The organism is Kribbella qitaiheensis, assembly GCF_042657745.1.
Lineage (GTDB): Bacteria > Actinomycetota > Actinomycetes > Propionibacteriales > Kribbellaceae > Kribbella > Kribbella qitaiheensis.
Genome location: NZ_JBHSKE010000007.1, coordinates 148,195 through 173,198, shown reverse-complemented (window position 1 = coordinate 173,198; position 25,004 = coordinate 148,195). Strand labels below are relative to the sequence as shown.

24 protein-coding genes and 1 pseudogene are annotated in these 25,004 nt (G+C 69.2%); 16 read left to right on the top strand and 9 right to left on the bottom strand.

Going from position 1 to position 25,004, the window contains the following annotated elements; genetic code table 11:
* Positions 1–101 precede the first annotated feature (101 nt).
* Positions 102–563, bottom strand: a pseudogene (locus ACFPJ1_RS08615) (AAA family ATPase); the annotation flags it as partial.
* A 112-nt stretch (positions 564–675) separates the two neighbouring features.
* Positions 676–1,779: an alpha/beta fold hydrolase gene (locus ACFPJ1_RS08610; RefSeq protein ID WP_380102717.1), complete on the bottom strand. Its 1,104-nt coding sequence runs from the start codon at positions 1,777–1,779 to the stop codon at positions 676–678.
* 381 nt (positions 1,780–2,160) lie between these two features.
* Here ACFPJ1_RS08610 and ACFPJ1_RS08605 point away from each other — a divergent pair, with 381 nt between their 5' ends.
* Positions 2,161–4,929 carry a helix-turn-helix transcriptional regulator gene (locus ACFPJ1_RS08605; protein ID WP_380102715.1) on the top strand — a complete coding sequence of 923 codons (2,769 nt, stop codon included), beginning with the start codon at positions 2,161–2,163 and terminating at the stop codon, positions 4,927–4,929.
* An 18-nt stretch (positions 4,930–4,947) separates the two neighbouring features.
* On the opposite strand, the gene ACFPJ1_RS08600 is transcribed toward ACFPJ1_RS08605, so the two are convergent.
* Positions 4,948–5,184, bottom strand: a complete 237-nt coding sequence (locus ACFPJ1_RS08600; RefSeq protein WP_380102713.1) for a hypothetical protein — start codon at positions 5,182–5,184, stop codon at positions 4,948–4,950.
* Between the two features lie 110 nt (positions 5,185–5,294).
* Positions 5,295–5,807 carry a VOC family protein gene (locus tag ACFPJ1_RS08595; RefSeq protein ID WP_380102711.1) on the bottom strand — a complete coding sequence of 171 codons (513 nt, stop codon included), beginning with the start codon at positions 5,805–5,807 and terminating at the stop codon, positions 5,295–5,297.
* Positions 5,808–6,072: 265 nt separating this feature from the next.
* On the opposite strand from ACFPJ1_RS08595, the gene ACFPJ1_RS08590 reads away from it, so the two are divergent.
* The gene (locus tag ACFPJ1_RS08590; RefSeq protein WP_380102709.1) at positions 6,073–7,002 is read left to right on the top strand and encodes an NAD-dependent epimerase/dehydratase family protein; all 930 of its coding nucleotides are present in this window, start codon (positions 6,073–6,075) and stop codon (positions 7,000–7,002) included.
* 22 nt (positions 7,003–7,024) lie between these two features.
* Here the strand turns inward: ACFPJ1_RS08590 and ACFPJ1_RS08585 are convergent, their stop codons facing one another.
* The 3 genes from ACFPJ1_RS08585 to ACFPJ1_RS08575 are packed head-to-tail and all read right to left on the bottom strand — an operon-like array spanning position 7,025 to position 9,893.
* Positions 7,025–7,873: an ABC transporter permease gene (locus tag ACFPJ1_RS08585; RefSeq protein ID WP_380102707.1), complete on the bottom strand. Its 849-nt coding sequence runs from the start codon at positions 7,871–7,873 to the stop codon at positions 7,025–7,027.
* Positions 7,870–8,895, bottom strand: a complete 1,026-nt coding sequence (locus ACFPJ1_RS08580; RefSeq protein WP_380102705.1) for an ABC transporter ATP-binding protein — start codon at positions 8,893–8,895, stop codon at positions 7,870–7,872. The genes ACFPJ1_RS08585 and ACFPJ1_RS08580 overlap by 4 nt, the downstream gene beginning before the upstream one ends.
* Positions 8,892–9,893, bottom strand: a complete 1,002-nt coding sequence (locus tag ACFPJ1_RS08575; protein WP_380102703.1) for a hypothetical protein — start codon at positions 9,891–9,893, stop codon at positions 8,892–8,894. The genes ACFPJ1_RS08580 and ACFPJ1_RS08575 overlap by 4 nt, the downstream gene beginning before the upstream one ends.
* A 308-nt stretch (positions 9,894–10,201) precedes the next feature.
* Here ACFPJ1_RS08575 and ACFPJ1_RS08570 point away from each other — a divergent pair, with 308 nt between their 5' ends.
* From ACFPJ1_RS08570 to ACFPJ1_RS08560, 3 genes are all read left to right on the top strand, one after another.
* Positions 10,202–11,449, top strand: a complete 1,248-nt coding sequence (locus ACFPJ1_RS08570) for an MFS transporter (protein ID WP_380102701.1) — start codon at positions 10,202–10,204, stop codon at positions 11,447–11,449.
* A complete protein-coding gene (locus ACFPJ1_RS08565; RefSeq protein WP_380102699.1) occupies positions 11,446–11,922 on the top strand; it encodes a winged helix-turn-helix transcriptional regulator in 477 nt (158 codons plus the stop codon). The genes ACFPJ1_RS08570 and ACFPJ1_RS08565 overlap by 4 nt, the downstream gene beginning before the upstream one ends.
* Before the next feature lie 99 nt (positions 11,923–12,021).
* Positions 12,022–12,786 carry an ANTAR domain-containing protein gene (locus ACFPJ1_RS08560; RefSeq protein WP_380102697.1) on the top strand — a complete coding sequence of 255 codons (765 nt, stop codon included), beginning with the start codon at positions 12,022–12,024 and terminating at the stop codon, positions 12,784–12,786.
* A gap of 33 nt (positions 12,787–12,819) precedes the next feature.
* Here ACFPJ1_RS08560 and ACFPJ1_RS08555 read toward each other — a convergent pair whose 3' ends face one another.
* Positions 12,820–13,422 (bottom strand): GNAT family N-acetyltransferase, encoded by a 603-nt coding sequence (locus ACFPJ1_RS08555; protein ID WP_380102695.1) that lies wholly within the window; start codon positions 13,420–13,422, stop codon positions 12,820–12,822.
* Between the two features lie 254 nt (positions 13,423–13,676).
* On the opposite strand from ACFPJ1_RS08555, the gene ACFPJ1_RS08550 reads away from it, so the two are divergent.
* The 10 genes from ACFPJ1_RS08550 to ACFPJ1_RS08505 all read left to right on the top strand — a co-directional run bounded on the left by ACFPJ1_RS08550 (position 13,677) and on the right by ACFPJ1_RS08505 (position 22,688).
* A complete protein-coding gene (locus ACFPJ1_RS08550) occupies positions 13,677–14,024 on the top strand; it encodes a hypothetical protein (RefSeq protein WP_380102693.1) in 348 nt (115 codons plus the stop codon).
* A gap of 201 nt (positions 14,025–14,225) precedes the next feature.
* Positions 14,226–15,590, top strand: a complete 1,365-nt coding sequence (locus ACFPJ1_RS08545) for a mycothione reductase (RefSeq protein WP_380102691.1) — start codon at positions 14,226–14,228, stop codon at positions 15,588–15,590.
* A 358-nt stretch (positions 15,591–15,948) separates the two neighbouring features.
* A complete protein-coding gene (locus ACFPJ1_RS08540; RefSeq protein WP_380102689.1) occupies positions 15,949–16,686 on the top strand; it encodes a hypothetical protein in 738 nt (245 codons plus the stop codon).
* A gap of 1 nt (position 16,687) precedes the next feature.
* Entirely contained in the window at positions 16,688–17,110 is a 423-nt protein-coding gene (locus ACFPJ1_RS08535) for a phage holin family protein (protein WP_380102687.1), read from the top strand.
* Complete coding sequence (locus tag ACFPJ1_RS08530) at positions 17,089–17,751, top strand: DUF3618 domain-containing protein (RefSeq protein WP_380102685.1); 663 nt, start codon at positions 17,089–17,091, stop codon at positions 17,749–17,751. Before ACFPJ1_RS08535 ends, ACFPJ1_RS08530 begins: the two co-directional genes overlap by 22 nt.
* On the top strand, positions 17,751–18,701 hold the full coding sequence (locus ACFPJ1_RS08525; RefSeq protein WP_380102683.1) for a YihY/virulence factor BrkB family protein: 951 nt from the start codon (positions 17,751–17,753) through the stop codon (positions 18,699–18,701). The genes ACFPJ1_RS08530 and ACFPJ1_RS08525 overlap by 1 nt, the downstream gene beginning before the upstream one ends.
* Before the next feature lie 165 nt (positions 18,702–18,866).
* A complete protein-coding gene (locus tag ACFPJ1_RS08520) occupies positions 18,867–19,430 on the top strand; it encodes a sigma-70 family RNA polymerase sigma factor (protein WP_380102680.1) in 564 nt (187 codons plus the stop codon).
* 171 nt (positions 19,431–19,601) lie between these two features.
* A complete protein-coding gene (locus ACFPJ1_RS08515) occupies positions 19,602–19,817 on the top strand; it encodes a hypothetical protein (RefSeq protein ID WP_380102678.1) in 216 nt (71 codons plus the stop codon).
* Positions 19,817–20,551, top strand: coding sequence for a YoaK family protein (locus ACFPJ1_RS08510; RefSeq protein WP_380102676.1), 735 nt, complete (start codon positions 19,817–19,819; stop codon positions 20,549–20,551). Before ACFPJ1_RS08515 ends, ACFPJ1_RS08510 begins: the two co-directional genes overlap by 1 nt.
* Positions 20,552–20,678: 127 nt before the next feature.
* Positions 20,679–22,688 carry a sensor histidine kinase gene (locus ACFPJ1_RS08505; protein WP_380102674.1) on the top strand — a complete coding sequence of 670 codons (2,010 nt, stop codon included), beginning with the start codon at positions 20,679–20,681 and terminating at the stop codon, positions 22,686–22,688.
* Here ACFPJ1_RS08505 and ACFPJ1_RS08500 read toward each other — a convergent pair.
* A complete protein-coding gene (locus ACFPJ1_RS08500; protein WP_380102671.1) occupies positions 22,638–24,122 on the bottom strand; it encodes an MFS transporter in 1,485 nt (494 codons plus the stop codon). The genes ACFPJ1_RS08505 and ACFPJ1_RS08500 overlap by 51 nt on opposite strands.
* A 180-nt stretch (positions 24,123–24,302) precedes the next feature.
* Between ACFPJ1_RS08500 and ACFPJ1_RS08495 the strand changes: the two genes are divergently transcribed.
* Entirely contained in the window at positions 24,303–25,004 is a 702-nt protein-coding gene (locus ACFPJ1_RS08495) for a response regulator (RefSeq protein ID WP_380102669.1), read from the top strand.

The window sequence follows — 25,004 nt, the reverse complement described above, 5'->3', positions numbered from 1 at the left end:
CCGGCTAGACCTTGTAGCTCCAGCTCGGGGAGTCCGGTCAGTCTTGGCTGATCCGAGGTGCGGACCGCGAAGGCCATCGCCATCCGTTCGGCGCTGAGTCGGCGGGCGACGAACTCGAGCGTCTGCGCGGAGGCCTGGTCGAGCCACTGGGCGTCGTCGATGACACAGATCAGTGGCTGCTGCTCGGCCACGTCGGACAGGAGGGTCAGCACGGCCAGGCCGACCACGAAGCGGTCTGGTGGATTTCCCGGCTGGAGTCCGAACGTGGTGGCGAGCGCGTCACGCTGTGGGGCCGGTAGCTCGTCCAGCCGGTTGAGGAACGGCGCGCAGAGCTGGTGCAGGCCCGCGAAGGCGAGCTCCATCTCCGATTGCACGCCGGCCGCACGGCTCACCCGGCAGTCCGCGGCATGCTGGAGCAGGAAATGGAGCAACGCGGTTTTCCCGATCCCCGCTTCGCCTCGCAGTACCAGCACTTGGCTCCGGCCGGCCTGAGCATTCGTCACGAGGTCGCTCAGCACTTCGCACTCGCTGGCACGCCCTCGCAGACCTGGCCTATTCGCCATGGCACACCGTCCCGGACAGACCCGGCCCCGGGCAGGGGGATGGTGGGGCCGTTCCGTTCACCATTCCACTGGCACCGAGGTCCGGCAAGGCACCGTCCGTCAGACGCGGGCGCTATCCGGCCTTGCGGTATGGGGCCAGGAAGGTGCCTAGCGCCTTGAGCATTTCTGTGGGGGCTTGTTCGGCGACCCAGTGGCCGACGCTGGGGATTACCAGGGTCTGTACGTCGGTCGCCGCGGGTTTGATTCCGCCGGCGGCGGCGGGACCCCAGCTGTTCTCCCCGCCGATCCCGAGGACGGGGATGGTCAGCTTTGTGTCCTGACGCTTCCCGTTCTGTTCCACGATGGCGTCCCAGGCGCGGTAGAGGCCGAAGCTTGCGCGCAGGGTGTTGCGGTCGCGGGTGTACAGGGCGACGTAGTAGTCGATGGCGGAGTCCGGCAGCGTCGGACCGCCGGCCTGGATGGAGTACTCGTAGCGGTAGTAGGCGTCGGCGTTGCTCTTGACCATGTCCACGATCAGTTCGTCGTTGACCCGGTTGAACGGGATGTGCCAGAGCTTGTTGTTGAGGAACTCGGGGAGGAAAAGGGGCGGGGGCGGGACCATGGGGTCCACCACTCCTGGTGGTCCGGGGATCTCGGCGACAACCAGGCGGGCGACCCGGTCACGGTGATCGGCTGCCAGCGCGTAACTGATGATGTACCCGGTGTCGTGGCCGACCAGGGCGAACCGCTGGTGGCCGAGTTCGGTCATCAGTGCGGCCAGGTCGTCGCCGAGGGTGCCGGCGTCGTACCCGTCGCGGGTCTTCTCGGTCAGTCCGATACCGCGCTGGTCGACGGCGATGACGGTGAAGTCGCGGGCCAGGGCGGGCATCATGAGGCGCCAGGCGTACCAGTTCTCGGGCCAGCCGTGCACCAGCAACAGCGGCGGACCGTCACCGCCGATCACCGCGTGCTGACGGATGCCGTTGGCCTGGACGAACCGGCTCCTGAAGGTCCTGGTGAACCCGGCCGGGAGCCTCGGAGCGGTGGACACCGAGCCGAAACCGTCCGGCACCGACCTCGATGGAGACGCGGCAGCCGCGGCAGGCGCCATCCACCCACCGAGCAGCGAGCCACCGGCAACAGCGGCGCCGGTGCCGACGAAGCCGCGACGGGAGAACTGGCGCGAAGGCCCCTCGGTGTCTGCCTGGGTGGTCGACGCTTTGGGAGAGATGCTCATGGCGAACTCCTTCGAAACGGACAGAACCGCGGTGTTCTGTCGATGTCACCGAGCCTGGCCATCGCCGGGATCCCTTGCACCAGTGGACTTCCCTGGTCGCCGCCCTGGTCACCGGTACGGCGTTCGCCTCGTTCCCGTCAGCTCGAATGGACAGGTGGGGCCATTGCGTGGCGGTAATCGGGATGGGAACGTTGGGAGCTAGTGCCCTGCGTCGGATGTTCTTTGGCGCTTGCGACGCCCAGGCACGCACCTCGCGGCACTGGCCGAGCATCCACGATGCTCCGCATCGAGGACGCTCGTCCAGCACCACGATGCACGCACCTGACCACCGCAATCACTCACAGAACATCCGACGCAGGGCACTAGTGCTTGGAGGAGGACGTGTCGCCGCGACCGAACAGTCAATGGCCGGGGCTACGTGGCCGGCGCAGTGAGTGCGAGACGCTGTCCGGTCTGATCCAGGCCGCCCGATCAGGCCGCAGCGCAGTACTGGCCGTCCGGGGCGAACCGGGCATCGGAAAGACAGCCCTGCTCGAGTACCTGGCGGGCACTGCATCCGGAAGCCGGATCCTGCGTGTGGCCGGTGTCGAGTCGCAAATGGAGCTCGCGTTTGCCGGTCTGCAGCAATTGTGCGAACCCTTGCTGGATGGGCTCGAGAGGCTGCCCACCCCCCAGGCGGACGCCCTCGGCACCGCGTTCGGGCTGCGGACCGGAAACCCACCGGACCGTTTCTTGATCGGGCTCGCTGCGCTGAGCCTGCTCGCCGAGGGTGCCCGTAAGCAACCGCTTCTCTGCCTGGTCGACGATGCGCAGTGGCTGGACCAGTCCTCCGCACTGGTCCTCGCCTTCGTGGCCCGCCGGCTGGCTGCCGAATCCGTCGTCCTGGTGATCGCGGCCAGGACGAGCGTGGACCAGCAGAGATGGGCCGGCCTGCCGCAGTTGACGGTCCGTGGCTTGCCGGATACAGACGCCGAGACCCTGCTCGAGTCGGCCATGACAGGTCCGCTGGACGATCGGATCCGGCACCGGATCCTGGCCGAGGCCCACGGGAACCCGCTGGCGCTCCTGGAGTTGCCGCGGTGGCTGACGGCGACCGAACTGACCTTCGGTCCTCACACTGCTCAGCCGCGGACGCTGCTCAGCCGCATGGAGGAGGGCTTCCGGCGTCAGCTGGAGCCGCTGCCGGAGCAGTCGCGCCGTCTGCTGCTCACCGCGGCGGCAGAGCCCCTCGGTGACGTCGGTCTGCTGTGGCGCGCGGCCGAGCGAGCCGGAATCGGGGTGGAGGCCGCCGGCCCGGCGGAGAAGGCCGGACTGATCGAGTTGCGTGAGACGGTCCAGTTCCGGCACCCGTTGGTACGGTCTGTGGCTTACCGGTCCGCGGCAGCGCCGGAACGGCAGGCAGCGCACCGCGTGCTCGCGGAGGTCACGAATCCTGACCTGGACCCGGACCGACGTGCCTGGCATCGCGCTCATGCGGCCACAGGTCCTGACGAAGCCGTCGCCGCAGAGCTCGAGCATTCAGCCGGCCGTGCGCTGGCCCATGGCGGACTGGCCGCGGCGGCCGCGTTCCTGGAGCGCGCGGCCATGCTGACCCCGGACGCCGCCGACCGCGCCGAGCGCCAGCTCAACGCGGCCCAGGCGATGCTGCACGGGGGGACTTTCGACGCCGCGCTGAACCTGCTGGCCGTAGCCGAACACGGACCGCTCACTGCCCTGCAACGTGCTCGCATCGACGTGCTCCGCGCCCAGATCGGCTTCGCGTCCCAACGGGGGAACGAAGCGCTGCCGTTGCTCCTGGTCGCCGCTCGCCGGCTGGAACCTCTCGACGCCGAGCTCGCTCTCGACAGCTACGTGGACGCGCTGACTGCCGCCCTGTTCGCCGGGCGCCTGGCGTCCGGACCGGGGCCGGTGGAGGTGGCCCAGGCGGCACGCAACGCGCTGACGTCGGCGGCGCACCCGCGCCGAGGAGACGTCCTGCTGCGGGGCGTAGCCATGCTGTTCGCCGACGGCTATCCCGTCGCGGCGCCGTTGCTCAGGCGAGCGACGCAGGCCTTCGACAGCGACGACCTGTCCCTGGAGGAGGGCGTGCGGTTCATGTGGCTGGCGGCCGTCGTGACCTCCGATCTGTGGGACGACCGCGCCTGGGACCGGTTGACCCGCCGGCACCTGAAGATCGTCCGCAACGCCGGTGCGCTCAGCGCGCTGCCGCTGGCCTTGAACACGCGCGTCTTCGTTGACCTGTTCGCCGGCGACCTGGCCGCCGCTTCCGCTCTGGTCGAGGAGATCAATGCGGTCACCGAAGCGGCCGAGACCAAGCTGACGCCGTACGCCGCCATCGGGCTGGCCGCCTTCCGAGGTCATGAGGAGCAGGCGATGCCGCTGATCACGGCCTCGAAGCACGACGTCGTTGCCCGCGGCGAGGGGATTGGTGTGTCTCTCACGAACTGGGCCCAAGCGGTGCTCTACAACGGACTCGGCCGCTACCCGGAGGCCTGCGCCGCCGCCCGCGAGGCCGCCGCCTTCCCGGCGGAGATCGGGGTGTCGAACTGGGGACTGGTCGAGCTGATCGAGGCGGCGTTGCGTGCTGGTGATCGTCCCACCGCGGCCGCCGCGTTCGAGCAGGTCTCCGAGCTGACGCAGGCCAGCGGTACCGCGTGGGCGCTCGGAGTGGCGGCGCGCTCCGAAGCGCAGCTGCACGAAGGTACCAAGGCCGAGGACCTCTACCGGGTGGCGATCGACCGCCTCGGCCGCGCCGACGTGCGTACCGAGCTGGCCCGGGCGCGGCTGCTGTACGGCGAGTGGTTGCGGCGCGAAGGCCGACGCGTCGAGGCGCGGGAGCAGTTGCGGGCCGCCCACGGTGCGTTCACGGCGATGGAGATGGACGCGTTCGCCGAGCGGAGCCGTCGGGAGCTCGCAGCCACCGGCGAGACAGTGCGCAAGCGGACGGTGGACACCCGTCAGGACCTCACGGCGCAGGAGTTGCACATCGCCCGCTTGGCGACCCAGGGCCTCACCAACCCCGAGATCGGTGCCGAGCTCTTCATCAGCCCCCGCACCGTGGAGTGGCACATGCGCAAGGTGTTCGCGAAACTCGGGATCACCGCACGCAAACACCTGCGCGAGGCACTCGAAGGAACAAACGCCGTCTGAGCCGATTGCCCACAATCGCTAGCCTGCGTCGGCCGGCGTGTCCGGAGCGGCGACGACGACGTGCTTGACCTCCGCCATGTACCGGTCGGCAGCCGAGGACGCCTCGTCCGCAGTACTCCCGTTCTCGCGTGCACGCATGTACGCCGCGTACCAGTCCCACCAGTCGTGTGGTGGGGCGGCCTCCTCGAACGCGCCGTGGCGCAGGGCGGTTTCATGCAGCAGCTCTGCCAGGGACGCCACATCGGTGTCACTCATCAGGGACCTCCAAGGGGTTCGGCTAGTAGATTAGCGCCGGTCCCGGCGGGTCGCCGAGCAGTTGCTCAACCTTGAGGCAAAGGCACAGCGAGCGCCGGGATGAGGGCGGGTCAGACTCGGCCGGGAAGCCGCTCGGTGATCTCCTGCAGCAGCCAGCGGTTGCCCTCGGAGTCGTGGAACGAGGCATAGGTGGCGTAGGACCGGCCCTGCGGATCGTGGCCTGGAGCGCGTCCCTCGTCGCCGATCTGGAAGCCGCCGATCGGGCCGCCACGGGCATCGTGGAACGCCTCGCTCACCTCGACGCCTTGCGCGAGGAGGGCGTTGCGGGCCTCGTCGATGTTGTCGACCACCAGGAGCAGCCCATCGAAGGACCCAGGCTGCGCGGCCGTGACTTGGGTGCCGAAGATGATCGAGGCGTTCGAGCCGGGCGGCGTGAGCTGCATCAACCGGTAGCCGTCGCCGAGGTCGGCTTCGGCGTCGACCCGCCACCCCAGCCCGGTGTAGAACGCCTTGGCGCGGTCGAAGTCGGCGACCGGGATGACGACGACCTCGAGCCGGAACGGGACAGCCGTGCTGCCGGATACCGTTGCCGCGTTGCCTTCGGCAACTTGCGAACTGGTCATGAGTGAACTCCTAGGTCCGTTGTTGGGGTTGTCTGCAGTCTTCGTCCGTGGCGCCCTGGTCGCCCCTGGGTGATGCCCTGGTACAGACCCTGGGCACGCGTCGGCCCGTCGGTTCGAGGGCATGCAGGCCGGGCGGGACTGAGGCCCGCCGTACCGAAGTCATCGGTGGCACGTGGCCGGACCAGGGACTCCCCAGGGTGCGAGCGTCACTCCAGGGAGCGACGGTGGACGAGTCACACCCAGCCATGACAGCAAGGAGATGACCATGCGAGTCTTCGTCGCAGGGGGAACAGGGGTCGTGGGCCGGCCGCTCGTCGATGCGCTTGTGGACCGGGGCCACGAGGTCACGGCCAGCACCAGCCAGGCTGACAACCTCCCCGTCGTGGAGGCACTCGGGGCACGGCCGGTGGTGATGAACGGCTTCGACAATGCCGCGGTACGTCTGGTGATCCTCGAGGCGGGACCGGACGTGATCGTCAACCTGATGACTGCGCTCTCCGTGCCGTCCCGTGACTACGGCACGTGGCTGGCAGCGACCAACCGGCTGCGGAGCGAGGGGACGAAGACAGTGATGAGCGCGGCTCGCGAAGCCGGCAGCCGTCGGGTCGTCGCACAGAGCGCGAGCTTCATGACCCAGCCCGGATCCGGTCCCACGGACGAGTCGTCACCCCTGTACCTCGAAGGTCCGGGGGCGATCGGAAGCCACATCCAGGCGAACCTCGCGGCCGAAGAAATGGTACTCGGCACACCGGGAATCGAAGGCATCGTCCTTCGCTACGGGTTCCTGTACGGCGCGGGCACCGCGATCGGGCCGGGTGGAGAACAAGCGGCGCAGGTCCAGACGGGCGACATGCCGATCGTCGGCGCCGGTGCCGGCCGGTACCCGTTCGTGCACGTGAGCGATGCAGTGTCGGCCACCGTGCAAGCGGTCGACCACGGCCGCCCCGGCGTCTACAACATCCTGGACGATGATCCCGCCGCCCAAGCCGAGTGGCTGCCGTACCTGGCCGGAATCCTGGACGCACCTCTGCCGTGGGGCGTCTCCGCGGAGAAGGCCGAGAAAACGCTCGGCGTCCAAGCCGTGTACTACGGCAACCAACTTCCCGCGGCCACCAACGCCAAGGCCAAGTCGGAGCTGGAATGGACCCTGCAGTACCCGTCCTGGCGAGAAGGATTCCGAAAGGTGTTCCGCTGACAGAGCACGCTGAACCCCGCGCCTACAGATCCTTTCGTAGGAAGGAGATTGCTGTCAGGGACCAGATCATTGCCACCCAAGCACCAGCCCAGGCGAGGTAGGCGCCGGCCAGAGGGGCGTCGCTGAGGAAGGGGAAGCCTTGCATCTGTGAGCCGAACTGGGCCAGGGCCACCGGGTCCTGCAAGGCGTGCATCGCCCCGCGCCACAAGCCGTCGGTGGGGAGGAGGATGCGTGAGACGGTGCCGACCCGCGCGATGCCGTCGTTGCCGAGGGCCGCGCCGACTCCGCCCACCACACCGGCCACCCAGGTCGCACCGAACAGGCCGACGGTGACCACGCCAGACGCCATTGGTGAGACCACCGTCGACAGCAGTACTGCGAGCGTGAGCAGCACGATCGTCTCGCCGGCGAGTAGGGCGAGCGCGGCCACGGGCTGCGGCGGCCAGTAGTCCACCGTCCATCGGACGATCAGGCACTGGGCCAGCCCGGCGAGTACGACGAAACCGCTGCCGAAGGCAACCAATCCCAGCCACTTGCCGAGTAGGAAGGCGGAACGGCGGATCGGCCTGGCCAGCACGGCCAGCGCGATGCCCGACTCCGTCTCGCCGGACAGCGTCGGCCCGGCCAGGAACGCAGTACCGAGGGCAGCGATCAGGCTGAAGCCGAACATCACAAGGTTGAGCACCTGGGAAGCAGCCAGCCGAGCCTCGCCGCTGGTGAGCGAGCCCTGGGTGGACTCGGCGGCCAGGCGCGAGAATCCCCAAGCGCTCAGCCCGAGCAGCAGGAAGGTCAGCACGGCGAGGGCCAGCAGCACCCGCCGGCGGGACGCCTCGCGCAGGGTGAGCCCGGCGACGATCACCACGGTCCTCATCGGTCGTCTCCTTGATCTGCGCGGAGGATGCCGAGGAGGCGTTCCTCCAGACTGATGCGGGCGGGCTCGACGGCGTGCACTTCGGTGCCCTGGGCAACGAGGTCGCGCACTAGCGCAGGAATGACCATTCCGTCGTCCTCGGCCGGCAGCAGGACGGTGAACACGTCGCCGGCCCGCTCGAGCTCGCCGGTGGCGGCCAGCCGAGCCTCGGCCGTCGGTGTGACGCCGGTCAGGTGGAGCTTGACCTCGCGTTGACCGAGCAGCTCGGCGAGGCTGCCCGATGCCGCGACCCGTCCCCGGTCGAGGATGACCACTCGATCGCAGACCCGTTCGACCTCGCCGATCAGGTGCGAGTTGAGCAGTACGGCGACGCCGCGGGACTTCAGGTCCAGCACGATGTCGCGGACATCTGCCCGGCCGAGCGGATCCAGCGCGCTGGTCGGCTCGTCCAGAATCACGAGCTCGGGCTTGGCCACCAGGGCGACCGCCAGTCCGAGACGCTGCTGCATGCCCTTCGAGAATCCACCCACACGATCACGGGCCCGCTCGGCCAGGCCGACGAGCGCCAGGCAGTCGCGCTGCTGCCTCGTGGATACGCCATTGCCCGCCAGCCGGGCGTGCAAGGTGAGTACTTCGGATGCCCTCAGCCAGGGCTGGTACCGGAAGAGCTCGGGAAGATAGCCGACACGGGCTCGGGCGGCTGGATCGGTCGCGGGGCGGCCGAGGAGCATGACCTCTCCCGCATCGGGGTGGGTCAGGCCGAGGAGCATCTTGATCACCGTGGTCTTGCCAGCGCCGTTCGGGCCGAGCAGGCCGACCACTTCGCCGCGGCGGACCTCCAGTGACACATCCTGAACGGCCGTCCGCCGGCCGTAGCGCTTGCGCAAGCCGGAGCACCAGACGGCGGCCGACGGCGGCAGACCCGCTACCAACTCTGCAGCCGCCCGTCGCGCGGCGTTGTCACCAACGGACGGGGTTCCGCTAGTGGTCTCGGTGTCGACGGGGTTGGGATCGAGCGTCACCGCAGCTCCCGGGCGATGGGCAGGAGTTCGTCGGAGTCCAGCCACCCGGCCACGGCAGTCACGATGCCGTCCTTCACCCAGACGACTGCGGCCATCGTCTGGTCGCGCGCTGTCAGCACGGTCGCCGTGCTCCCATTCACCGTGGCCGACGACGTGGTCACCTGGTCGGCTGGAACGGGCAACGGCAGGGTCGAGCCGCCCCCCGGGAAAGTCCGCAACTGAGCCGCGACCTTCTCAGGTACGCCGGGAAGCGACAGAAGGTAATCGCGCGCGGTGGAGAACGACACCCTGGACGAGGATGCCGAAGGAGCGACGGCACGACCGACGATGAGGGCCGGTGCGCCGGCGTCGGACGACCAGACCTGCACGACTCCCGGACCGGCGGAGAGTCGCAGTTGACCACCGTCCAGCCCCGGCGGCGGAGGCGGCAACGTCTTCCCTGCCTTCTCGGCAACCTGCGTGGCCCGATCGGCCGAGAAGGTTAAGGTCACGCTCAGTTTGCCCGCCACCTGATACTCGGACTCGCCGCTGACGCCACGCGGCAGGGTGTTCACCTTCGGCACATCGAGACCGGTCTGTATTGCGGCCGCTGCCGCATCGGGGACTCGCCTCAGTCCGCTGTCACCGGTCACCTTGACGTCGCCGTACGCGTGCAGGTCCGGCAGGCCGACCAAGTCGCCGGCGCTGAGGCTCACCGGGGCGATCGTCTTGGTCTGGAAGATCGGCAACCAGTCGTTGGCGGCCGCAGTACCGGCGGCGGTGAGGGTGACCGCGACTGCGAGGGCGGCGACGAGAGGACGGCGCCACAGCGCGGGGGATCGGCGAGGCACCGCTCGGCCTGACGGTGCTGCTGTGTCGCCCGATGCGTCGTGCTCGCGTGCCACGGCGAGCGTACTGAGGCACTGCTCGCAGCCGGCGACGTGCTCGCGGTCGGAGTCGGCGACCCCGGCCGGCTCGTCGACCAGTCGGCGGAGCACACCTTCCGTCGGATGACGCATGAACCCTCAACTCCAATCGCGGGACGACCTCGTGGACTGGGCACTGGCCCCGATGCCGCCGAGCGACGGCCGAGCGACCCCAGCCCCCTTGGATCGAAGATCACTCATAATCGATCGAATGTCAATCGATACCCATCGACTTGGTCCAGCCTTCCTCCAGGCGGCCGGCGGCCTGGCTCGAAGGGGCGGCGACCGTCGTGAGCAGGGTCACACGGAGACCTGGATTGCATTGAGCTACTCAGATGTTCTGGATTGCATCGAGCAACCCAGGAGGCCGGCCTGTACGGCCCCCGGAACGGAATCACCGCATGACGATCGCCGAACTGTCCGCCATCGCGACGCGTCGCACGCCCCGCACTCTGAGCCGCCGGGCCAGCTTCTGGACGGCGGCCGCCGTCGCCGGCCTCAGCCTGTGGACGAGCGCAGCCCCCACTACTACCTATCCGCTGTACGCGCGGACCTGGCATCTGACGCCGACGGCGACGACCGCGATCTTCGCTGTCTACCCGATCGTCCTGGTCGTGTTCCTGCTGGTCTTCGGTCAGCTGTCCGACTACATCGGCCGCCGCGCGACGATGCTGTACGGCGTGGGCGCCCTGCTGGCCGGCGTCCTCCTGTTCGCGATCGCGCCCTCCGTGGGCTGGGTGTACGCCGGGCGCGCGCTGATGGGCGCGGGCGTCGGTCTGGCGCTCACCGCGGCGACGGCCGCGGCGGTCGAGTTCAGCGCCCGCGGCAAGGCGGCGCGGGCCTCGTCCACCACGACCGCCGCGACGGCAGCCGGACTGGCGCTGGCGACGATCGTCGGCGGCGGCCTGATCGAGTACGCGCCGGCACCGCGGCACCTGGACTTCTGGGTCCTGCTGGGCGTGATCGCGGCTGTGGTCCCGTTCCTCTGGATGATGCCGCGACACACCAAGGACGAGTCCCAGGGTCCCTGGCGGCCGCGCCCGATCAGGGTCCCGAAGGGCATCCGTCTCCTGTACGCCGCGTCCGCGCTCGCGGTGACCACGTCGTACGCGTTCGGCTCGGTCTTCCTGGCGCTCGGCGCCGAACTCGGACGTGACCTGATCGGCTCGACGAACATCTTCGTGATCGGTCTGGTGCTCGCGATCCTCTCGGCGATGGGTGGCCTGACCGCGATCGCCACCCGGAGCGTCCCGGCAGGCCGCCAGGTCCAGATCGGCACCGGCACCGTGCTGGCGGCTCTCGCAATGCTGGAGGTGTCGGCCACGGCCCACTCGCTGCCGCTGTTCATCGTCACCAGCCTGCTCGGCGGCGTCAGCTACGGTTTGCTCTTCTCCGGCGGACTCGGCCTCATCACGACGCACGCCCCGGCTCACCATCGCGGTGGCACCGTCGCCGCTGTCTACCTGGTGGCGTACATCGGCCAAGGCGCGGTCGCGCTCACACTCGGACTGATCGCTACGGCGTCCGGCCTGAGCACCGCGTTGCTGCTGGGGCTGCTGGCGATCGGAGTACTCGCGCTCCTCACCTTCGCGGTGGCGCGGCTACTCGCAGTACGGGGCAGCGGTAGCGTGGTGGAGGAGGTTCGATGAGCACTGGTACCGACACCCGGCCGACCTGCTCGATCGCTCGCGCGCTGGAACTGGTCGGCGATCGGTGGGCCCTGCTGATCCTGCGCGAGGCGCACCGCGGTACCACCCGGTTCGCCGACTTCCGCGACGTGCTCGGCATCGCGCCGAACATCCTCGCGAACCGGCTTGCCGCGCTGGTGGAGGCAGGGGTGCTGGAGAAGCGCGAGTACCGGGCCGAGGGTGAGCGCACCCGCTCGTCGTACCACCTCACACCGGCCGGCGCGGACCTGAAGATCGTGCTCGCGGCCCTGCAGCAGTGGGGCGATGTGTACGTGCCGCGCGACGAGGGCCCGACAGTACTGCGGCGCAACACCGGGACCGGCGGACTCGTCACGGTCGGCTTCCTCGACGAGAACGGCGAGCCGGTACCGGCCGAGGACGTCGCGTTCGACCCCGTCCCCGGCGGCCCCGCCGACCGCCGCATCTGGCGCTGACCCACGCTCCGGTTTGGAGCCGGGGTACGGGGGGTATTTGCGGCCCGTCCATCGAGGTCTGGTCTGGTTCGGCCGGAGAGGGAGCAAGAGGTAGCCGGGATGACTCAGGACATCATGGAGCTAAGCCGGGAGTTGGCGGAGGTCACCCGGCTGATCGACGGCGACGATGTCCCGGCCACCCTCGACCGGTTCGTCCAGCGGGTGGTCCGGATGGTGCCGGCCTGCGACGAAGCGGCGATCGCTGTGCTGTCCGAGGCTAGGCCCGAGCTGATCAGCAGCCATCGCATCGCGGCGGATCCACTCGTGGAGGAGTCCCGCAGCGAGCTCGCCAAGGAGTTGTTGCGCCATGGCGGCCCCCTGCATGACGTGCTCACCTACGCGGAGCCCCACCACCTCAGCGATGCGGCTGCTGATCCGCGCTGGCCGAGCTTCTCTGCCGCGATGGTGAAGGCCGGAATCTGTAGTTGCTTGTTGTTGCCCCTCCCCTCGAGCCGAGGGTCAGCCGGCGCGTTCGCCCTCTTCTCCTCCGAAGTCGGCGCCTTCGAGGACACGACGTACGACGTCGTCCTGCTGTTCACGTTGCATGCCGGGGTGGCTTTCGACAATGCTCAGCTGTTCCATCACGCGAAGGCCCTGGTCGGGCAGTTGCAGACGGCGCTGGAGACCCGGGAGCTGATCGGCCAGGCCACAGGTCTGTTGATGCACAAGTACGGCCTCGGGCCGGAGGTCGCCTTCCAGGTACTGAAGCGCGGCTCGCAGAACGCCAATGTCAAGATCCGGGAAGTGGCCGCGCAGTTCATCGCGGCCCAGGAGCGGGGAGGCCTGCCCGAAGCGCTCAGCAAGTACGGCCTGGCACTCCACTGAGTGGCTCCGCCGTGCTTGGCAGCCCGGGGCGGGTCAAGCCGGGTCGACGGTGCGGGTGACGACCCAGCGGTGCGGGGAGATCGGTCGCGTCCGGGTGAAGCCGTGGTTCTCGAAGGCGGCCATCGGTCCGGTGTGGAGGAACGATCCCGAGACCGCGCGGTCGTCGGTCTCCTCGGGGTAGCCCTCGACTGTGCCGCCGCCGTGGCGGGCGATCTCGGCCAGCGCTCCGCCGAGTGCGGCAGCCGCGACCCCGCTGCGGCGCAGGCCTTTGCCGGTGAAGAAGCACGTGATGCGCCAGTCCGGCAGGGTGGTGAGACTCTTCTCGTACAGGCGCCGGCTCTTGACCTCCGGCAACTCCTCGGGGGATCCGAACTGGCACCAGCCCAGACATTCGTCGCCGGCCAGCACCAGCGCGTTGTGCGTGCGGCCCTCGGCGACGCGCTGCTCCTTCTCCGCCCGGTTCTCCGCTGCGGTGCGCCCCTTGCCCAGCTTGACGTGGAAGCCCATGCACCAGCAGCCGCCCCACACACCGTTGTTCGCCTCGACCAACCGGGCGAACGCGGGCCAGGTCTCCACGTCCAGGGGCCGAACGACGAGCTCGGCGGTCGTCTTGTCTGTCGCTTTCGAGTCGCTCACGAACACCTCCTGAGCACGCCTGCTGTGCCCTGGGTCGACAGTGGAGATCATGCCACGCTCTCTTGCCGTGGCGAGCGTCTGACCGATCAGCTGCGCATGATCACGGGTACCAGGCGCGTAGGTGCGCCTCGGCCACGGACGGTTCGAGCCTGGCGGCATTGTGGGTTGTGGCAGCACCATGGCTACAGTCGAAGCCCAGTCCGGGTATCGAATGCCCAGACCGGGTCCGAGCTGGACGGCAGGGAGTGGGAGCGGTGAGCCAGAGCGGTGGTGACCCAGCGGAGCGGCCAGGCGAGATTGTGCTCTCCACCGCCGGGGAAACCGTGACGGTGACTGTGGCGGGAACCATCGACGTCCGGCTGGTGGTGGCGCTGCGCAAGGTGCTCCACGAGGCCAGCAGTCTGGCGCCGGACACGTTGCGGCTGCATCTGCTGGTCTCTGTCGACGGCGCCGAACTACTCGCGCGGGTCGTTCGCGAGACGCAGAGCCGCTTCCAGGCCAGTTGGCGCCGCTTCCTGGTCGCGGCATCCGATCCCGCGGTCGTCAGGTTGCTGGCAGGCGCGAGGATCGACGCGGAGTGCAAGCCAGGCCTGTCCATGTGATCTGCGCCGATCCCGGCGTGATTTCTACCCGTCTGGAGCTCGAATCGCAGCCCATCCGGAGTAACAATGGTCTTGTGGTCGACTGCGCGTGAGTAGAGCCACTCCCCCCCAGGCTCCCCGCGTGGCCGGCCACCTTGCGATGTCGGGTCGCCCGATGTCGTCGCAATGATCGTTGCCATCGACATTCCTAGACTGCTGAGCATGCGGCATCACGATATGGTGGTCATCGGGGCAGGTTCGGGGAACATGGTCGTCGACGACTCGTTCGCCGGTCTGGATGTGGCGATCGTGGAGGAAGACGCCTTCGGTGGCACCTGTCTGAACGTGGGCTGCATCCCGTCGAAGATGCTGGCGTACCCGGCCGAGGTCGCCGAGGTCGTTCGTGGGGCAGGGGCATTCGGCGTCGATGCCACCTTGCGCGGGATGCGCTGGACCGACGTACGGGATCGGGTGTTCGACCGGGTCGACGCCGAGTCAGCGGAGGGGCGCGCGGGTCGGGAGGACAGCGATTTCGTCACCGTGTACTCCGGGCACGCGCGCTTCATCGGCCCTCGCAGCCTGCAGATCGAGCTGGGCGCGGAGTCGGTCGCGGTGGAGGCCGATCAGATCGTGATCGCGGCCGGCGGGCGGCCGATGGTCCCACCGCCGGTGCTGGAATCGGGGCTGCCGTTCGAGACGTCGGACTCGATCATGCGGATCGATGCTCCGCCGCGTCGGTTGGCCGTGCTGGGTGGCGGCTACATCGCCGCGGAGTTGGCCGAGGTGTTCGCCGCGGCCGGGAGCGAGGTGGTCATCATCGAGCAGGCCGAGCAGTTGCTGGGTCCGCAGGACGAGAGCATCGCCGGAGAGTTCACCGAGTTGGCCCGGCATCGGTTCGAGCTGCACCTGGGGCGCGAACTCACCCGGCTCGAAGGCGTCGCCGGGGCGCTTCGGCTGGTGCTGGATGACGGGACCACCCTCGCGGCGGACACGCTGTTGGTCGCGGTCGGCCGGACCCCGAACAGCGACCGGCTCGACCTTGGCGCCGCGGACATCAGCACGTACGACGACGGGCGCATCGTGGTCGACGAATACCAGCGGACGGATGTCGAGGGTGTCTTCGCGCTGGGCGACATCTGCGCGCCGTACCAGCTGAAGCACGTCGCGAACCGGCAGGCCGAGGTGGTGGCGCACAACCTGCTGCACCCCGACGACCTGATCGCGACGGACCTCGACGTCGTACCGGCGGCCGTCTTCACCAACCCGCAGATCGCGGCCGTCGGCGCCACCGAGCAGGAGTGCCGCGAGGACGGCCGTGACTACGTCGTCGGCACCACCCGGTACGCCGATCTCGCGTACGGGTGGGCGATGGAGGATGGCACCGGGTTCTGCAAAGTCCTGGCTGAGCAGGGGAGCGGCAGGTTGCTCGGGGCACATCTGATGGGTCCGCAAGCGGCGACGTTGATCCAGCCGCTGGTGCTCGCGATGACGCTCGGGATCGACGCGCGAACGCTCGCCAAGCGGCCTTACTGGATTCATCCCGCGCTCACCGAGGTGGTCAGCAACGCCCTCCTCGCACTCGACTGACCCGCACAGCACCCGGTACCCGGACCGATTCCGGCTGACGCGGAACTTGTGCAGCGGGCGAAACTCCTTGCGGTACTGGGTTTCCGGCTGTTCGGACCGGCGAAGAAATGTGTTCGTGTGGCCGGTTTCGGGCTGGGTACCGGCAGCTCAGTTCGGCAGTGGTACGGAAGAGTGCCATTCGCGACGTCAGGTTGCGAGGTAAGAGCTATGCGCTCTTTCCCTGACGAACTTCCCGCTCATCGACTCCGCGAGTAGCGGCAACGTTCGCGAGCAGCTCGCGAACCCTCGTCACCCGGGCGACGGCACCCATGATCGATGGCTACCGAGTCCCGTCAACCCTTCTGGAAGGAACCCTCAGATGACATCCACGACGAATCACAGGGATACCGGCAGTCCACCCGGACCGCAGCACAGCGCTGGGAACGGTGTGACCGGTACGGCCCGGGAAGAAGCCGGGCAGCTGAAGGAGACGTCTGCAGATGCGGCTCGTCAGGTCGCCGGAACCGTGAAGGAGAAGGCCTCCGACGTGACGTCGGACGTTCGTCTGCAGACCCAGCGACTGGCTGGTCAGACGCGCGACCAGTTGGTGGAGCAGGCGAGTCAGCAGAAGGATCGGGCCACGCAGAGCCTGCGCTCGGTGGGCGACGAGTTGCGGGGGATGGCCGAGCACGGTGAGTCCGGCTTGGGCGCCCAGTTGGCGCAGCACGGTGCGAAGTTCACCGACCAGGCCGCCGACTACCTGCAGCAGCACGAGCCGGGAGATCTTCTGGACGAGGTTCGCGGCTACGCCCGGCGCAAGCCGGGCACGTTCCTGTTGGTTGCAGTTGCTGCGGGCGTCGTGGCGGGCCGCCTAACGCGTGCACTGGCCGCAGGCGGCACCGAGGCGCCGAGCGGTACCACGAACGGACGTAGTACGGCTGGGGAGTCGGTCGCCTATCCGGTCTCCGACGAGTACCTCGTGCCGCCGCCGTCGTCACTGGACGCGCCGGGCTCGACCGCGCCGCCGATGCCCCCGCAGATGCCCACGCCGGTGGCGCCGGATCCCAACCCGGGAACGCCGGTGACGCCGACGTTCGGGCCTGGATCGGAGCGCTGAGATGGCGATCGACGGATCGCTACCTGGTAGCAGACCGGACCAGCTGTCGATGGACGAGTCGGTCGGTCAACTGGTGTCCAAGCTGACCACCGACCTGGGGGAGCTGACCCGCCAAGAGCTGGCGTTGGCGAAGGCCGAGCTCCAGACGGAAGCGAAGAAGGCCGGCAAGGGCGCGGGCATGCTCGGCGGTGCCGCACTCGCCGGCTGGATGGTGGCTCTGTTCCTCTCGTTCACGGTGATGTGGGCGCTGGACGAAGCCATGGACCTCATCTGGGCAGCACTCATCGTCGCCGCCATCTGGGCGATCGTCGCGGCCGTGCTCGCGATGACGGGGCGCAAGGAGCTCCAGGACGTCAACCCCAAACCCGACCAGACGGTCGAATCACTCAAGGAGGATGCGAAATGGCTGACCCGGAAGAGCTGAAGCGGGACATCGAGGAGACCAGGCGGAACGTCGGCCGTGACGTGGATGCCCTGACGGAGAAGGTCAGCCCGAGCCGCGTCGTCGGCCGGCGGGTCGATCGGGCCCGAGGCGGTGTCCACCGGCTGAAGGATCGCGTGATGGGTTCCGCGGAGTCCGTGGGTAGCTCGGTCACCGACACGGCGGGCTCGTCGAAGACCTCGGTGCAGGACACGGCCGGGTCGGCGATGTCGTCGGTACAGGACGCGGGCAGCAAGGTCGGCGAGGCTGTCAGTTCAGCACCCGACGTCGCTCGCGCCCGAACCCGCGGTACGCCGCTCGCGGCCGGGCTGATCGCCTTTGCCGCGGGCTGGATCGCGGCCGCGGCCCTTCCCGCGTCGACCCGGGAGCGTGACCTCGCGCAGGAGACCAAGGACAAGGCGATGGATGCCGCCGGTCCGGTGAAGGAGCAGGCGACCCAGGTGATGCAGGAGGTCAAGGACAACCTCCAGGAGCCGGCGATGGAAGCCGTCGACCACGTCAAGCAGTCGGCCTCCCACGCGGCCACCGAGGTGGGCGACGAAGGCCGGTCGGCGGCGCACCAGGTCGTCGATGAGACCAGGAGCTCGGCGGACAACGTCCGGCAGGCGGGTTCGTCCAGCTGATGAGCGGGGAGCGGCGGCACGCGGTACCGGGAGTGGATGCGGACAAGCCGACGGAGATTCCGGCGTCGGGCTGGTGGCAAGTCACCAGGCGGGCCTGGTCGGAGGCTAAGGCCGACCAGGTCCCGCTCCTGGCGGCCGGCGTCGCGTTCTTCGGTTTCGTGTCGTTGTTCCCCGCCATCGTCGCGGCGGTGCTGACCTACGGCCTGGTCGCGGATCCGGCTCAGATCCGCAGCCAGGCCCAGGACCTGACCGAGGCCATGCCGGCCTCGGGGCGCGACCTGCTGCTCCAGCAGCTCGACGCCCTGACGTCGGCGCCGCGGCAGAGCTTGGGGATCGGCGTGGCCATCGCCGTGCTGGCCGCGCTCTGGAGCGCGTCCGGCGGCGTCGGGTATCTGCTGACCGCGGTGAACCTGGCGTACGACGAAGAGGAGACGCGTGGGTTCGTCGGTCGGAAGGGGCTCGCGCTCGGGATGACTCTCGGAGCGATCGTCTTCGTCCTGCTCGCGATCGGCCTGTTCGCGGCGGGCGCGGCGATCGGCGGCGACCTGCCGACGCCGCTCCGGATCCTTCTCGAGGCCCTCCGACTGGTCCTCGCGGTGGTCCTGATCACGGTGGCGCTCGCGGTCGTCTACCGACTCGGGCCCGATCGGAACGCGCCGCGGATGCGCTGGGTGTCCATCGGCGCGGTTGTCGCCACGATCATCTGGCTCATCGCTTCGATCGGGTTCTCCCTCTACGTCGAGACGTTCGGCAACTACGCCAAGACCTACGGCAGCCTGGCCGCCGTGGTGGTCCTGATGCTGTGGCTCTGGCTGACCGCGTACGCCGTACTGCTCGGCGCCGAGGTCAACGCGGAGGCCGAGCAGCAGACCGCGCGCGACACCACCAAGGGCGAGCCCCGTCCCCTCGGCCAACGGAACGCCGTGAAGGCCGACTCCATCCCCGACTGAGTTGTTCCCGAAACTCGGCGTCACGTCCCGCGCCGCCCTCCGGGACGCCCTGGCCGAGCATCCGGCTGACCCTGCTAGCAGGTAGGCCGGAATTCCGGTCAGCGGGACTGCGCACTGGGGGCTTGCCTCGACGACAGCGCCGCCCCTCCCGGCGATGCTCGTGCAGTGAGATCATCCTGCAGCCCCGAAGACCTCAAGGGCCGCTTCGAAGTCGAGGCGGTGCCGCTCCGTCCGCGCCTGTACGTCGCGGCGCTGCGACTGACGGGCAATCGCGCCGACGCGGAGGATCTGCTGCAGGAGACGTACCTCCGCGCGTACCGCGGCTTCCACCGCTTCCAGCCCGGCACGAATGTAGCCGGCTGGATGTACCGGATCCTCCGGAACACCTTCATCCAGGGGTATCGCAAGCGTCAGCGCGAACTGCCGACCGTTCCTGAGGACTGGGACCGGAAGACCAACGGCGCCGTGCGCAACTTCGAGGCGTCCGCCGAAGCCGCCGTGATCGACTCGATCCCCGACGGGCGGCTGCAGGAGGCGCTGTCGGCGCTGCCCGAACGGTACCGGCGGGTGGTCCTCCTCTTCGACGTCGACGGCTATGCCTACAAGGAGATCGCCGACATCGTCGGCATCCCCCTCGGGACTGTGATGTCGCGGCTGCATCGTGGCCGGAAGGCGCTCAGGGAGCGGATCGCGCCCCCAGCGGCAGACGGTCAACCCCTTGCCGCCTGAGAGCCGTCGGCGCGCCGTGCGGTACCTGCCAGCCGGTACGGCGAATTCCGGCTCTCGTGACGTGAGGAAGACCGCTGACGGGGGCGATAGCCGGTCGATTCGCAGGCAGCCTGAAGAGAACAGAAGCCCGGTCATCCTGGACGCGGGCGAGGCGTGAGGAGGCTGAGCGGTATGGAGCGCGCAGATTGGCTGGACGGTGCTTTCACTTCAACTGAGGCCCGATTCCTCATGGTCACGGCGATCACGCACCACCAGATCAGCTCGCCGAACTGGGGCGAGCGCGAGGTCCTGAAGTTGCACGCCGAGCTCGCGGAGATCGAGCTTGCCGCCCTGCGGCTGGTCGCCGCCCTCGGAGTGATGGCCGGGCCGAGCCAGCCGGCAACCTGATGCCTGGCATCCTTCGTGAAGCCTGGCGTACCGCGGTGCCGGACATGGCCGACCGGCACGGGCCGCTACCGCCGCTGATGCTGCTGCTCACCGTGGTGACCGGACTGATCGACGCCTTCAGCTATCTGGTTCTCGGCCATGTCTTCGTCGCCAACATGACCGGCAACGTGGTGTTCGCCGGCTTCGCGATCGCGGGAGCCGGCGGCTTCGCGCTCGCCCCGAATGTGGTGGCGCTGGTCGCGTTCGCCGCAGGTGCATTCCTCAGCGCTCGAGTCATCCGCACCGTCTGGTCGCACCGCGCGCGCGTCCTCCACCTGGCTCTTGGTCTGCAGATCCTCCTGGTCGCCATCGCCTTCCTGGTCGCCGAGGTGTCCGGGTCTCCGGTGGAAGCCGGCACCCGCTATACGCTGCTCACCCTGCTCGGACTCGGTATGGGCGTGCAGAATGCAGCAGCCCGGGCACTGGCGGTGCCCGATCTCACCACAACTGTGCTGACCCTCACCATCACCGGTACTGCGGCCGACAGCCGGCTGGCAGGCGGTGCCGGGTCGAGAGCCGGGCGGCGTCTGCTGTCGATCGCGGCCATGTTCGTGGGCGGCCTCATCGGCGCGCTGCTCGTCCGGAACGCCCGGGTGTCGCTGCCCCTCCTCCTCGCCGCTGTGCTGCTCGCCGCTGCCTACGCGATCACCAAGCGGCTCACCCGATCCAGTGCTCCTTGGACTCTGCCGCTGTGAGCTCCGCCTGCAGGCCCGCACTGCTGGACGGCTAGAAGCGCTGGCGGCACAATCGACGTAGTTTCAGCAGCCGGGACGACGTCAGCGGCAACCGAGGCCGTCGGCGCTCGGCGAGGGAAGCGATCAGATGGCCCGGAGCCGGGCGAGCTCGCCCATCGTTCGCTGGTCGGGCAGGCTGCTCGTCAGCGTGGCGATGGTCGCTGCGGTGACCGGCCTCGTCGCGCTCCTCAAGCCGCACGTCCCCACGCTGAGTCTGTTGGTGCTCTACCTGCTCGCTGTGCTGCCGGTTGCTGTCTTCTGGGGTGTGCGGCTGGCGGCGGTCACCTCGGTCGTCAGCATCGCGGTCTTCGCGTTCCTCCTGCCGCCGACCGGCTCGATCCTGCTCACCGACTCCCGCAACGCGGTGGCGCTGGGAGTCTTCCTGGTGACGGCGGTCGTCGTCTCGGAGCTGGCGGCGCGCTCCCGGCGCTCGGCGGTCGAGTCGGCACGCTTGACCAACGAGCAGTCGGCGCTGCGGCGGGTCGCGACACTGGTCGCACAGTCGGTCCCCTCCTCAGCGGTCTTCGAGGCAGTCACCCGCGAGGTCGGCTTGCTCTCCGGCGCCGATCTCGCCCGGATGGAGCGCTACGAACCGGACGGAACCGTCACCGGAGTCGCCGGGTGGAGCCGGGGGGAAGGTCAGCTGGCCGTCGGGACGCAGTTCGACCTCGCCGGGCTGAGTGTTGCCCGCGACGTACGGCGGACCGGGGGTCCGGTCCGGCTCGAGAGTTTCGCCGGCGCGACCGGGACGATCGCCGTCGAGGCGCGTGCGCTGGGGATCCGCGCGTCGGTCGGTTGCCCCATCGTGGTGGCCGGACGGTTGTGGGGGGTGATCGCCGCCTCGACCAAGAACGATGCTCCGTTCCCCCCGAACACGGAGTTGCAGATCGCGAGCTTCACCGAGCTCGTCGCCACTGCCGTCGAGAACGCCGAGTCCCGTGCCGAGCTTCGCCGCCTGGCCGACGAGCAGGCCGCCCTGCGACGGGTGGCGACCCTCGTCGCCGGCGGAGCCGCACCGGATCTCGTGTTCGCCGCGGTCGCCCAGGAGCTCGGTCAGCTGACCAGCGCCGACGTCACCGGCATCTACCGGTTCGAGTCCGATGGCACGGCGACCACGATGGGCAAGCACGGCTTGTCCGAGGACCAGCTGCCCGTCGGCGCACGGCGGATGTTGGAGGAGCCCGCGGCGATCGCGTCGGTCCAGGCGACGGGCGAGCCCGCGCGGTACGACGTGGACGACGATATGCTCCACAGCTTCCCCGAGTTCCTCCGTGAGTGGCGCGTCAGGTCGGTGGTCGCCAGTCCGATCATCGTCGAGGGCCGCTGCTGGGGTGGGATCAGCGTCGCGTCGCGGCAGGGTCCCTTCCCCGCCGCCACGGGCCGACGGCTGGTCGAGTTCACCGAGATCGCCGCTACCGCGATAGCGAACACGGAGAGCCGTGCACAGCTCGTGGCGTCCCGTGGGCGGGTGGTCGCCGCCGGAGACGAGATGCGGCGCAGGCTGGAGCGGGACCTGCATGACGGAGCGCAACAACGGCTGGTGTCGCTGGCGCTCGAACTCCGCTTCGCCGGGGAAACCGTGCCCCCCGAACTGCCGGCGCTTCGGACCGTCTTCGCTCAGGCGGCCGAGGACCTCACCGAGGTGCTGGACGAACTGCGCGAGATCTCCCGTGGCCTGCACCCTGCGATCCTGGCCGAGGGTGGCCTCGGCCCCGCGATGCGGACACTGGCCCGCCGCTCGCCCGTCGAGGTGGACCTGAAGGTCGAGACCGAGTCCCGGTATCCGGCGCCGGTGGAGGTGGCGACGTACTACGTCGTCTCCGAGGCGCTCACCAACACGAGCAAGCACGCCGCCGCATCACGTGCGGAGGTCATCCTCGAGGAGCGAGCCGACAACCTGTGGCTGCGCATCCGCGACGACGGCGTCGGCGGCGCGGAACCGCAAGGCGGTTCGGGCCTCGTCGGTCTGCACGACAGGGTCGAGGCTCTCGGCGGCTCGATCGACGTCGTCAGCCCCGTCGGCCACGGCACGGTGATCGAGGTCCGTCTACCCATCGAGCGGCCGGTGCCGGATCAGGTCGATGGTGGCTATCAGTAGGGCTACGAGCATGAGGGCGGTCGCGGACAGCAGCGCGTCGGACACTGCCGCCGGATAGTCATGGGCCGAGCTCATGAGCACCCGGTAGAAGATCGTGGCCAGTACTGCGGTACCGATCGCCCCGCCGATCCGTTGGGCGGTCTGCAGCGCGCCGCCGGCCGCGCCGGCCATCCGTACGGGCACGTACTGCAAGGTGAGCGTGATGTTGGGCGAGGTGACCAGCCCGCCACCGAGTCCGGCGACGAGCAGGGGCCCGGCGACCACCAACGCCGCGTCATCACCTCCGACATGCCGCAGCAGCAGTGCCGTGGCCACCAGCCCCGCGACTGTCGCGATCAGGCCCAGCACGGTCAGTACGCGACCGAACCTCGAGACCAGGCGGCCGGCGATCGCCGCGGAACCCGCGACCCCGATCGCAAACGGGGTCACTGCCAGGCCGGAACGCAGCGGTGAGTAGCCGAGCCCGTCCTGGTAGAACAGCGCGAGCACCAGCCAGATGCCGGTGAAGCCGATGAAGTAGACCAGGCCGATGATCGTGCCGGCGGCAAAGCCGGAGGTGTGCGCCAGCCGGGGGTCGAGCACTGGCTCCCCGCCACGGCGTGCGGTTCGGAGCTCCCACCAGCCGAAGGTGGCGAGCAACAGCACGGCCACTACGAGCAGCCACCAGTCCTGGCCCAGACCGCTCCTCTCCGCGTTCACCGCGGGGAGCAGCAGACAAAGCACTCCACCGCCGAGCAGGAGGGAGCCGATCAGGTCCAGGTGGGTGTCGCGGCGGCCGGCTGTCGAACTGTTCGGTATCAGCCGTGCGGCGAGCACCAGGGTGACCAGCCCGATCGGCACGTTGACGTAGAACACCCAGCGCCAGGCGTCGGGCCCGCCGATCAGGGTGATGATCAGACCGCCGACCACGGGGCCGGTTGCGGTGGCCAGTCCGATCGTGGCGCCGAGGATGCCGAACGCCTTGCCCCGTTCGGCTCCCTGGAAGAGTTCCTGGATCAAGCCGGAGTTCTGCGGCACCAGCATGCCGCCGGCGATGCCTTGCAGCAGCCGCGCGGCGATCAGCAGGCCGATGGTCGGGGCCGCACCGGTCAGCGCGCTGGCGACGACGAATGCTGTCAGGGCGATCAGGAACATCCGGCGACGGCCCAGAATGTCGCCGAGCCGGCCGGCCGGTACCAGCGCCAGCCCGAAGGTGAGCGCATAGCCGGAGACCACCCACTGCGCGGTGCCGGCCGACACGCCGAGGCCTCGCTCGATGGACGGCAGGGCCACGTTCACGATGCTGACATCCAGCAGCGCCATGAAAGCGGCGAGCTGGCTGACTCCCAGCGTCCGCCAGCGCCGCGGATAGCCGGCCAGGTCTGATGGTGGGCCCGACTCGGCCGATCCGGCCGGCCGCGCGGAACCCCGTCGGCCCTGGTTTGTTGTGGTCACCTGGCGTGCTCCCTACGTCGCGCGGCCGCTCAGCCGGAGTACTGGTCGACCCGGCCGCGACGTGTTCTGTCCACTTGCAACGGTCCCGTTCCGGTGGCCGGTTTTCGTCGTGGCCAGCCACCATCCGGGATTCCTGCTGCCTGGAATGCAGCCGGCCTGACGTCGGCGATAGCCTGTGGCATGGCGACTCAGCCGTCCGACCACAGCGCCGAGAGCTCCGACAGCGGTGCGCCCAGGGCTCGGGTCCTCCTCGCGGAGGACGACGTGCTGCTTCGGGAGGGGCTCGCCAGCCTGCTCGAGCGGTCGGGATTCGAGGTCGTGGGGCAGACCGGCGACAGTGCGTGGATCCTTCCACTGGTCCGCGAGCTGACACCGGATCTGGTCATGGTCGACATCAGGATGCCGCCGACGAACACGACCGAGGGACTGGACGCCGCCCGGGAGATCCGCACGGAGTTTCCGGCGACCGGCATCCTGGTGCTGTCGGCTCACGCCGAGGTCGAGCACGCGATGGAACTGCTGGCCACCGGTCAGCGGATCGGCTATCTGCTGAAGAGCCGTGTGACGGACGTCGGCGAGTTCATCGAGACGCTGGAGCGGATCGTCAAGGGTGGTTCGGTGATGGATCCCGCGCTGGTCCAGGAACTGGTGAGCGCCCGCCGGCGCAACGACCCGCTCGCGGAGCTCAGTCCGCGGGAGCGCGAAGTACTGGCGCTGATGGCAGAGGGAAAGTCCAACGCCGGCATCGCGCGTCGGCTCTGGGTGACCGAGGGCACCGTTGAGAAGCACGTGCGGCACATCCTCGCCAAGCTGAGCCTCCCGGAGACCGACGACGATCATCGCCGGGTGCTCGCGGTAGTGACCTTCCTCGAGAGCCGCTGA

What these genes read in the sequence shown, in the direction of transcription:
- ACFPJ1_RS08530 (WP_380102685.1), top strand. Translation starts at nt 17,089, where the DNA reads ATGGCTGACCCGGAAGAGCTGAAGCGGGACATCGAGGAGACCAGGCGG.
- ACFPJ1_RS08495 (WP_380102669.1), top strand. Translation starts at nt 24,303, where the DNA reads ATGGCGACTCAGCCGTCCGACCACAGCGCCGAGAGCTCCGACAGCGGT.
- ACFPJ1_RS08565 (WP_380102699.1), top strand. Translation starts at nt 11,446, where the DNA reads ATGAGCACTGGTACCGACACCCGGCCGACCTGCTCGATCGCTCGCGCG.
- ACFPJ1_RS08585 (WP_380102707.1), bottom strand. Translation starts at nt 7,873, where the DNA reads ATGAGGACCGTGGTGATCGTCGCCGGGCTCACCCTGCGCGAGGCGTCC.
- ACFPJ1_RS08590 (WP_380102709.1), top strand. Translation starts at nt 6,073, where the DNA reads ATGCGAGTCTTCGTCGCAGGGGGAACAGGGGTCGTGGGCCGGCCGCTC.
- ACFPJ1_RS08595 (WP_380102711.1), bottom strand. Translation starts at nt 5,807, where the DNA reads ATGACCAGTTCGCAAGTTGCCGAAGGCAACGCGGCAACGGTATCCGGC.
- ACFPJ1_RS08525 (WP_380102683.1), top strand. Translation starts at nt 17,751, where the DNA reads ATGAGCGGGGAGCGGCGGCACGCGGTACCGGGAGTGGATGCGGACAAG.
- ACFPJ1_RS08600 (WP_380102713.1), bottom strand. Translation starts at nt 5,184, where the DNA reads ATGAGTGACACCGATGTGGCGTCCCTGGCAGAGCTGCTGCATGAAACC.
- ACFPJ1_RS08545 (WP_380102691.1), top strand. Translation starts at nt 14,226, where the DNA reads ATGCGGCATCACGATATGGTGGTCATCGGGGCAGGTTCGGGGAACATG.
- ACFPJ1_RS08570 (WP_380102701.1), top strand. Translation starts at nt 10,202, where the DNA reads ATGACGATCGCCGAACTGTCCGCCATCGCGACGCGTCGCACGCCCCGC.
- ACFPJ1_RS08560 (WP_380102697.1), top strand. Translation starts at nt 12,022, where the DNA reads ATGACTCAGGACATCATGGAGCTAAGCCGGGAGTTGGCGGAGGTCACC.
- ACFPJ1_RS08610 (WP_380102717.1), bottom strand. Translation starts at nt 1,779, where the DNA reads ATGAGCATCTCTCCCAAAGCGTCGACCACCCAGGCAGACACCGAGGGG.
- ACFPJ1_RS08575 (WP_380102703.1), bottom strand. Translation starts at nt 9,893, where the DNA reads ATGCGTCATCCGACGGAAGGTGTGCTCCGCCGACTGGTCGACGAGCCG.
- ACFPJ1_RS08535 (WP_380102687.1), top strand. Translation starts at nt 16,688, where the DNA reads ATGGCGATCGACGGATCGCTACCTGGTAGCAGACCGGACCAGCTGTCG.
- ACFPJ1_RS08505 (WP_380102674.1), top strand. Translation starts at nt 20,679, where the DNA reads ATGGCCCGGAGCCGGGCGAGCTCGCCCATCGTTCGCTGGTCGGGCAGG.
- ACFPJ1_RS08540 (WP_380102689.1), top strand. Translation starts at nt 15,949, where the DNA reads ATGACATCCACGACGAATCACAGGGATACCGGCAGTCCACCCGGACCG.
- ACFPJ1_RS08510 (WP_380102676.1), top strand. Translation starts at nt 19,817, where the DNA reads ATGCCTGGCATCCTTCGTGAAGCCTGGCGTACCGCGGTGCCGGACATG.
- ACFPJ1_RS08515 (WP_380102678.1), top strand. Translation starts at nt 19,602, where the DNA reads ATGGAGCGCGCAGATTGGCTGGACGGTGCTTTCACTTCAACTGAGGCC.